At 42.6% G+C, this 7,328-nt stretch carries 6 protein-coding genes and 1 pseudogene; 1 reads left to right on the forward strand and 6 read right to left on the reverse strand.

The window, feature by feature from the left end; genetic code table 11:
* A pseudogene (locus ACEW8U_RS21445) lies at window positions 1–190 on the forward strand (alpha/beta hydrolase); the annotation flags it as partial.
* Between the two features lie 49 nt (window positions 191–239).
* Here the strand turns inward: ACEW8U_RS21445 and ACEW8U_RS21450 are convergent.
* The 6 genes from ACEW8U_RS21450 to ACEW8U_RS21475 form a co-directional block, all read right to left on the reverse strand.
* The gene (locus tag ACEW8U_RS21450) at window positions 240–1,706 is read right to left on the reverse strand and encodes a sulfatase-like hydrolase/transferase (protein WP_373524099.1); all 1,467 of its coding nucleotides are present in this window, start codon (window positions 1,704–1,706) and stop codon (window positions 240–242) included.
* A gap of 136 nt (window positions 1,707–1,842) precedes the next feature.
* Window positions 1,843–2,613 (reverse strand): 3-ketoacyl-ACP reductase, encoded by a 771-nt coding sequence (locus ACEW8U_RS21455; RefSeq protein WP_373524100.1) that lies wholly within the window; start codon window positions 2,611–2,613, stop codon window positions 1,843–1,845.
* Window positions 2,610–4,055, reverse strand: a complete 1,446-nt coding sequence (locus ACEW8U_RS21460) for an NADH:flavin oxidoreductase (protein WP_373524101.1) — start codon at window positions 4,053–4,055, stop codon at window positions 2,610–2,612. The genes ACEW8U_RS21455 and ACEW8U_RS21460 overlap by 4 nt, the downstream gene beginning before the upstream one ends.
* Window positions 4,052–5,431, reverse strand: coding sequence for a glycosyl hydrolase (locus ACEW8U_RS21465; protein WP_373524102.1), 1,380 nt, complete (start codon window positions 5,429–5,431; stop codon window positions 4,052–4,054). The genes ACEW8U_RS21460 and ACEW8U_RS21465 overlap by 4 nt, the downstream gene beginning before the upstream one ends.
* The gene (locus ACEW8U_RS21470; RefSeq protein WP_373524103.1) at window positions 5,428–6,834 is read right to left on the reverse strand and encodes a sodium:solute symporter family protein; all 1,407 of its coding nucleotides are present in this window, start codon (window positions 6,832–6,834) and stop codon (window positions 5,428–5,430) included. Before ACEW8U_RS21470 ends, ACEW8U_RS21465 begins: the two co-directional genes overlap by 4 nt.
* Window positions 6,831–7,043, reverse strand: a complete 213-nt coding sequence (locus ACEW8U_RS21475) for a hypothetical protein (RefSeq protein WP_373524104.1) — start codon at window positions 7,041–7,043, stop codon at window positions 6,831–6,833. The genes ACEW8U_RS21470 and ACEW8U_RS21475 overlap by 4 nt, the downstream gene beginning before the upstream one ends.
* Window positions 7,044–7,328 lie beyond the last annotated feature (285 nt).

The following is a 7,328-nucleotide window of genomic DNA, read 5'->3' on the forward strand; positions in this document are numbered from 1 at the left end:
AAAAGCGGACACTTACCTCCTTCTCGGTGACAAAGACTTATTATTCCCATATCAAAAATCCATTGAAAATGCCAAAAAACACATCAAACCGCTGAAAGACATCAAGACCTTTCAAAATGTAGGGCATGGCATAGAAACCTACCCCATGGCCATGCAGTATATCGGGGAAAAAATTAAGGAGATTTATTAGACCAAAGCTGTTTGTTGTTTTTTTAATCCTAGAAAAACAAAAAACTTAATTACTTCTTTTCATCAAAGTACTTTTCAAGTGTATAAGGCGGTTGCCATTGGTCAGGTTTTCTAACCAATGACTCCGGATCATATTCCATGGGCAGTATATTGGATGCTGTCAATTTAGCAGTATCTCCGGATTGTCGTTGCCAATCTTTTAATAAAGCCATTAACTCCTCTGTTTTGGTGTCATATTGCCTATCATCGGCTAGATTTATCATTTCGTGTGGATCAGAGGACAAGTTGAAAAGTTGGATATAATCCCGCTCAGGATATCTGATCAGTTTCCATTCCTTATCCCTCACTGCCCGTACAGTATGGCGGTAGGCGGTAAATAAGGAAGATCTAATTTCATCAACGGTACCGTTTAAAATATCTACCAAGCTGTACCCATCAACGCCCTCCGGAGGTGGAACTCCTGCCAATTCGGCTAAAGTTGGATATAAATCATACAGGTAAACAAATGCATCAAACTGCTCATTTTCGGGAATTCCCGGCCCTTTGAGTATGACCGGGACTTTGGTACTGTGTTCGTAAAGATTCTGCTTGCCCAACAATCCATGACTGCCCACAGCGAGTCCGTTATCGGCAGCATACACAATGATGGTGTTGTCATATAGCCCGTTCTTTTTCAATATGTCTACAATATCTCCTATACGATCATCCAAATGGTAGATCAAAGCATAATAATCAGACAAAATAGATCGGATAACCTCCGGTTTTCTTGGCCATGAGGTAAGATTCTCATCCCTTACTGTCATGTTATCAAAAACAAATGGATGATAAGGCATGTAATTAGCAGGCAATGGGAGTGAATCTTCCCGGTACTTACCAATATATTCCGATGCGGGAGAATATGGGTCGTGGGGTACGGTAAAGGAAACGTAACAGAAGAAAGGTTTTTCCTGACCGGAGGCAGCATATTCTCCAATAAAATTGATCGCTGCATCCGCAAAAAGATCAGTTGAAAATCCCCTTTTAGTTGGTTCTGAAAGAATGCCTTCTTCAGAAAGTTCCCTGACCGCAACATTGAAATGATCTGCCATTCCTCCTAAAAAAACATGGCTCCCCTGTTGAAAGGAAGCTTCAAAGGCTTCTTTTTCATTATGCCATTTTCCTGTTCCAAAAGTTACATAGCCATGATTGCCAAACCGCATCGGCATGGTCTCCACATCCTTGAGACGGTCATAGACATGAAATAGACTTTTACCGCTCAAGAGCATTGCCCTGCTCGGGGCGCATATGGCACCATGGTGTCCTCCCATTACATACGCATTGGTAAAATAACTACCCTCCTTGGCCAATTGGTCAATATTGGGGGTTTGGATATGTTTGTTACCGGATATACTCAGGGCATCTGCCCTTTGGTCATCAGCAAAAAGAAATAAAACATTCGGTCTGATAGTTTCTTTTTGCATGCAGGAAAACATCAAAATAACAACCGAAATGCATATTGAACTAGTAAATGCTTTCATAGAATTTTATTTAGAAGCTTATTCTTTGCCAGTGTAGCTTTCTTTTTACTGCTATTCTAACTTAATCAAAGACAAGTTTTTGTGTACCGCACAGCAGAGATTTTTTCCAAGGAGGGAAAAACCACATAATCCCCAATCACAACCGCTCTACCGTCAACCCACCATCCACAGTGATCACTTGTCCTGTTGCATAGGGCAAATCACCTTTGGCAAGGGCAGCCACCACTTTCCCCACGTCTTCCGGTAATCCAATTCGTTTTTCCAATGTTAATCCATTCTGAATCCTTTCCCCATAAACATATTTGACTTTTTCAGTCATATCAGTTGCAATTACTCCAGGTCGGACTTCATAGACAGGAATATCATGTTCGGCCATCCTGACTGCCATCAATTTTGAAAACATGGACAAGCCTGCCTTAGAAATGCAATATGCAGCACGGTTGATGGATGCCAATACTGCCGATATGGAAGTGATATGAATGATGGAAAAGACATCACCTGGGTTTTCCTGCTTTTGTTCCTGCATCCAAAGGGCAATAGATTGTGTCAGAAAAAAAGTTCCTCTCAGGTTGATAACCATCAATTCATCAAAATCTTCAGGGGTAACTTCCAAAATATCTGCCCTGACTCTTGGGGCCACCCCGGCATTATTGACCAAAACATTCAGTTTCCCAAATCGCCTTTTCGATGTTTCGATTATTCCTATTCGGTCAGCTTCCAAAGCTATGTTCCCCTTTGCATAGTAAACCTCCACGCCAATTGCTCGGAGATTTTCCAGGACAGGTTTCACTTCGACCTCCTCCCTCACCCCGTTCAAAATAAGATCATATCCATTGACAGCAAGCTGTAGCGCGATGCCCAAGCCAATTCCTCTTGTTCCTCCGGTCACCAATGCAACAGGCCTCATGACTCTTTGATTTTTTTAAGTTCTTCGTGTATTTCCATCTGCTTGTAATATGGATCCAAGGGAAAGCAACCTGAAATCATCCCGTTTCGAGGTGCTGTGGTACAATCGGAAAAAGTCCTGCAAAGCTTTTGCCTTTTCAACCCTTTTCCACTAAGTACATCATCCGGCAACTCCGGATAACTCAACACCATCCTGCCCAAACCTATGGAATCTGCCAATCCTCTGAGCAACACTTCTTGCGCCACCATAGGCAACCATTCCTGCAAATAAGAATACGCTGAACCTACCACATAAAAATCGGAAAAGGCTTTTTTGATTTTTCCCGTAACATCTATCTGCCTGGCTACGCCATGAAGCGGATCTTCAGGAGGGAGGTAACCATCTGAAGGAGGGAAAAGTGCGGGTCTTTGGATGTGTGGATTGTAATATGGACTGCCTGCTGTGGTACAGACCAATTCAATGTCAAGTTTTTGTAGGATTTTAAGAAAATCATATGGCTCCAAAAGATTGATGTTTACTCCTGAGGAATCCGAACCAAAAGCAAAAGGATAAGGTGATTTCATGGAAGGCACACCCGTTCCATCCTCACTTTTTTGAAATGGCATCCAATCAAATATGCTTACCCTCACCCCTATGTCCAAGCCCGGTGCTTTGGCCCTTATTCCATTCACTACCTCTCTCAGAAATCGGCTCCGATTTTCCATACTCATACCATAATCCCCCTCTCTCTGTACTGCACTCAAAAATTCATGTCCCAAATATCCATGGCAATGTTTGATATCTACAAAATGGAAACCTGCCTTTTGTGCCAACACAGCTGCCTTCACATAATCATCCACCAACGTCTTGATCTCTGCATCTGTCATAACAGGATAGTCTTCGGGAAGCCCAAATTTCTGATTCAAAAAAGGATGGGGGTAAAGTATCTTTGGCTCCATCTTATCCTGATGATTGGGTTTGGAAAACCTTCCTGAATGCGTCAGTTGCAAGCCTACTAAAAAATCGTCGGTGCTACCAAATGCGTCTTGATGTTCACTCATCAACAAATTGTAAAGGCCCTCAAAGTCTTTCAGGTTTTCTTCATTGAGCAGCAATTGGTGAGGATTGGCCCTTCCGTCATGCCGTACAGCCACTGCCTCACAGCCCCAAAGCAACTTGGCCCCACTACGGGCAAAATTACTCCACCGTCTTAAAGTATGTTCTGAAGGTTTTCCATCGGTAGTACCATCCCAACCTTCCATGGGCAGGATACAAAATGAATTGCCTATCAATCTACCCGAACGAAGTCTATGTCCTTTTGAAAGTGGTGTCTGCTTCCCCGACAAAGGTTGATTTGGCAGCGGAAGATTTATCCCCTCCTTGAACAGATATTCTTTAAACTGCTCCAAGGTTTTCAGTTGGGCAATCCTGTTGTATTTAGGTTTGTTTTTCCCTTCACTCATTGTGCGATGCAGTTAAAGTAACTGTAATATTTTTCTTCTTGAATATTTCTTTGAATCAACAAGGCCAATTCCCTTGCATGGTAATCTCCCCACATAGAGGATTCCCCAAAAGGGACTTTCCCTTTCTCAGGTGTATAGTCCCAACCGTTTGGTCTGTGGTAAATGGAATGAAGAATCAGACCCTGATGATCAGGGACAGTGGAAAGATAGGGTTCTTGGAACAAACCTTTTGCGATCTGATAACCTGCTTTTAAGTATTTTTCAGCCTTTAATTTATCTTTTGATTGTAACCAATTCCCAATCCTGAGCAACCCTTGGGCAGTAATACATGCCGCTGAACTGTCTACAGGTTCAAAGGCATTAAATGGATCTGAAGGCTTGTTAAGGTAATCCCCCATTTGATAAAGTTGAGGAGCTCCGGTATCCCAATAAGGAATGCCATCTGTAGGTGTATGCTTTAAGTAAAAATCTGAAGTGGCTAAGGCCGCTTTCTCAAGGGTTTGGGTCAATTCTTCTTTCGAAATGATCACTGCATAATCCTCTTCGGGAAGTCGATTCAATATTTCTAGAGTCTCCCCCAAACCACTAATAGCCCAAGCCAATCCTCTTGTCCATGTACTGAAACCCGTATAGCCCTGTTGGGAGTTGGGGCAGCGGTAATTGCCATCATTGGTATTGAAAATGATTTCATGGGCAGTCCTGCCTGGAATATCATATTCATCGCGGCCTTCTCCATAGTAAATGGAATATTTTACCGTCGCCAGAAAATGTTGGATAGCCCTTTGCAAGAGGTTGATCTTTTTATCATTCTCGCCTTGAAGCACATGCCCGAGCATATGGGAAAGAATGACCGCTCTGCAGGTTCTGATGGTATCTACAAAAAGAGAATGTGGGCCGTTGAAAGAATACATATATCCTCCACTTGGGATGTTCGTCCACCTCAACGCCTGTACTGCCCCACTGACTTTAATGGCAAGTTTGTAATACTCTTTTTCCCAATTTGAGGTATCCAATTTACCTTCCTCAATCATCCTCAATAAGGTGCCATAGGTACTGACATTGTTAAAACCATGGTCATGAACCCCTGTATGGGTGAGGTGGGGTGTCATTTTATGCAAAGTATTTCCCCTCCCAAGATGTAGAAACTCTTCCTCCCCTGTTGCATCAAATTGGAGTAAAGCAGATCCAAACTGAAATCCCTGAGTCCATTCCGTCCAACCTCGGGTGACGTACTTTCCTTTTTCGGTAAAAACGGGAGCTCCTTTGGCCGTATCAAATGACTCTTCTATCATCAGGATTTTTTGCCTGGAAAGTTCCCAAAAACGGTTTAGGTTGATTTCATTGATGGATTGTTCTATGCTATGGTCAAGTTTCATTGGTTTCGGTTTACTTCGAGTTGATGCCTGATCATGATAAATGCTGTCAGCACAAACAGCACACAATAGAGGAAGAAATCAAGATTCCATCCCCAAAACTGATCTGGTACCAATTCAATAATTGAAAATATAAAATATAGCAGTGCCAGAAAAGAAAGCCAGAGAAGTTCTTTCGGCGGCTTTGCGAAAATCACCGCACCCAAAATCGCCGGAGCTACCATGGAAGTACCCGTAAAACTTACCCTTGCCAACAAAACAAGTTCATCACTCATGTAAGTAGAAAACACCAATACGATCATGGAAAACACAAAAACAGAACTTTTGGTAATCCGCATGATTCGTCTATCCGAGCCTGTTAAGAGTGACCGGAGTTCTGTTCCCAAAGCAAAAATCTGGGCATTGGTAGTGGAAAGACAGGCTGCAAACAGGCCCACTACTGCCAAAGCCGCTACCGGTACTGCCTGATCAAATAACAAGGCTTGGGAAAGAAATTCAGCAGTGCTGGCATTAGGATATTTTACCGCCCCATATAATCCTATGGCAGCAGTCGGTAGAATGACCAAAATGGCAAAGATCCCCACGGCATAAGCCATTTTACGTACTGATTTCAAGTCTTTCATCACGACCAACCTTGTGGTAAACTGGGGTTGGGAAACAGGTATTAATACAATAGCTATGGCTGAGGCAATCAGGAATTGGGAACTGAACAGGCCTTTAGGACCAGGTAAAGAAGTCAAAGATGGGTTGCGATCGGCTACTATAGCCATGGCGTTTTGAAGTCCTCCACTCATTTCCATACAGGCCGCACCAATGATCCAAATCACAGTTAACAGAATCACACCTTGGATCGCATCACTGTACATGATGGCCTTTAATCCTCCTATTGCCGCATAGGTCAGCATAATCCCAACCATGATCGCGGACCAGGTCCAATCCGGTAGGAAATCGGGAAAGGCGGCATTCAAAAAGATGGAAATTCCCCGAATCTGAATGGCCACATAAGGGATCAAAAAGATAAAGGCACTGGCAAATATCAGGTAACCGGCAAAGTTGCTGTCATAACAGGTTTTCATCAATCCGGCGACACCTTTATAACCTCTAATCGTAGCCCTTTGTCGCAACTTGTATCCAAACCAGATCAGGAAAAACACCATCAGGGCATCTGAAAATCCAAGAAAGATCCAAGCCCCTACCCCATGAACCCTAAAGAAATCAGGCATGCCCATAAAGGTAAAAGCACTGAACAAAGCTGCCGAAAAGGTCAGGAAACCGAGAATGGCTCCAATATTGGAACCTGCAAAAATGAATTCATCAGAAGTCCTGTCCTTTCGGTATGACTTGTAGGATGCATAGGCCAAGGAAGCCAAGAATATGGCGAAGAAAAATATCAGCCAGCCTGTCATTGTTCTTTGGTATCATGATAAGGAAAAAATCTTGAACCCAAATAGGTGGCCAATACAATTAAAGCTGTCACTAAAAACCCTGTCCAAAAAACATAGGGGATGTTCAATAGTTCCGGGCTGCGTTTGTTTTCCCTGAAAATAAAGACAAAAGAGCCTACTGTAATGAACAATACAGCAAGCACGATAAGGTTCCATATTTTGGGCTTCATAGGTTGGGGTTTATTGTTTGATTCAAGAGGTAAAATACTAAAGCGTTTTCAGATTCCTTTTATTTGGGTGGATATTTTTCTTTTATCTGTGGTAATCTGTGCCATCTGTGAGAAATAAAACAGACCGCATCAAAAAAATGAGTTCTCACAGATTACTCAGATTTACTCAGATCCTTTCCTTTCTGTGGGTTTCTGTGCTATCTGTGAGAAATAAAACAGACCGCATCAAAAAAATGAGTTCTCACAGATTACTCAGATTTGCACAGATCCTTTCTTTTCTGTGGG

Source organism: Aquiflexum sp., from assembly GCF_041751335.1.
In the GTDB taxonomy this organism is placed as follows: Bacteria; Bacteroidota; Bacteroidia; order Cytophagales; family Cyclobacteriaceae; genus Aquiflexum.

Coding starts and splice junctions, on each gene's coding strand:
- ACEW8U_RS21455 (WP_373524100.1), bottom strand. CDS start 2,613: ATGAGGCCTGTTGCATTGGTGACCGGAGGAACAAGAGGAATTGGCTTG.
- ACEW8U_RS21465 (WP_373524102.1), bottom strand. CDS start 5,431: ATGAAACTTGACCATAGCATAGAACAATCCATCAATGAAATCAACCTA.
- ACEW8U_RS21470 (WP_373524103.1), bottom strand. CDS start 6,834: ATGACAGGCTGGCTGATATTTTTCTTCGCCATATTCTTGGCTTCCTTG.
- ACEW8U_RS21475 (WP_373524104.1), bottom strand. CDS start 7,043: ATGAAGCCCAAAATATGGAACCTTATCGTGCTTGCTGTATTGTTCATT.
- ACEW8U_RS21460 (WP_373524101.1), bottom strand. CDS start 4,055: ATGAGTGAAGGGAAAAACAAACCTAAATACAACAGGATTGCCCAACTG.
- ACEW8U_RS21450 (WP_373524099.1), bottom strand. CDS start 1,706: ATGAAAGCATTTACTAGTTCAATATGCATTTCGGTTGTTATTTTGATG.